Source organism: Arthrobacter sp. Y3223164, assembly GCF_059091005.1.
The window spans coordinates 1-847 of sequence record NZ_JBNHGF010000686.1 but is presented as its reverse complement, the minus strand read 5'-3'; the positions used below and the strand labels follow the sequence as shown (position 1 = coordinate 847).

The following is an 847-nucleotide window of genomic DNA, read 5'->3' as shown; positions in this document are numbered from 1 at the left end:
CCGGTTCCGCCGGCGGCCGCACCCGGGCGCCGCCACGGCGTGAGCACCCGCTCAAGCGCCAGCAGGAGCACGTCCATCAGCGCCGCCAGCACCAGGGTCATCAGGATCCCGACCACGATTTCGGTCATAAAATAGCGCAGCAGCCCGTCGGTGAACAGGAAACCGAGGTTCCGGACGCCGATCAGCGCGCCGACGCTGGCCACCGAGATGTTGCTCACGGACACCACCCGCAGCCCGGCCACCAGCACCGGAATGCACAGCGGAAGGTCCACGCTGAAAAACCGGCGGACCGGCAGGTAGCCCATGGCCACCGCGGCCTGCCGGATGCCGTCGTCCACGGAGTTCAGCGCGTCCACCACCGCGCGGACCAGCAGCGCGACCGAGTAAACGGTCAGCGCCACGATCAGGTTGGACATTTCCAGGATCCCGGTACCCAGGATGACCGGCAGGATCACGAACAGGGCGAGCGAGGGAATCGTGTACAGCACCGAGGAGACGGACAGAATAACGCCGCGCACTGCGCGGACCCGCCAGGCCAGGTAGCCCAGCGGCAGCGACAGCACGAGCCCGAGTACCAGCGGGAGCGCGGACTGGAACAGGTGGAGGGCGCTCAGCTCCAGCACATAGGGCAGGTTCGCCAGGAACCACTCCATCAGCTGCCGCCCGCTTGGAGCCTCTGCAGCACGGCCGCGGGATCGACCAGGCCGGCCACCCGCCCGTCGGCGTCGACGGCGACCCCGGCCCCGGACGGCGACGACAACGCCGCATCCAGCGCCTGGCGCAGGCTGGACCCCACGGTGAACAGCGACCCGCCGATGCGGGCCCGGGCCGGGTCCACTTCCCCGGG

Annotated in this window: 1 protein-coding gene and 1 pseudogene; both read right to left on the bottom strand. The window is 70.0% G+C overall.

The features are described 5' to 3' along the window. A partial coding sequence (locus AC5RUJ_RS17405) for an ABC transporter permease (protein WP_494156395.1) occupies positions 1-653 on the bottom strand: 653 nt, incomplete at its 3' end. Beyond that, a pseudogene (locus AC5RUJ_RS17400) lies at positions 653-847 on the bottom strand (ABC transporter ATP-binding protein); the annotation flags it as partial. The gene AC5RUJ_RS17405 and the pseudogene AC5RUJ_RS17400, both read right to left, overlap by 1 nt.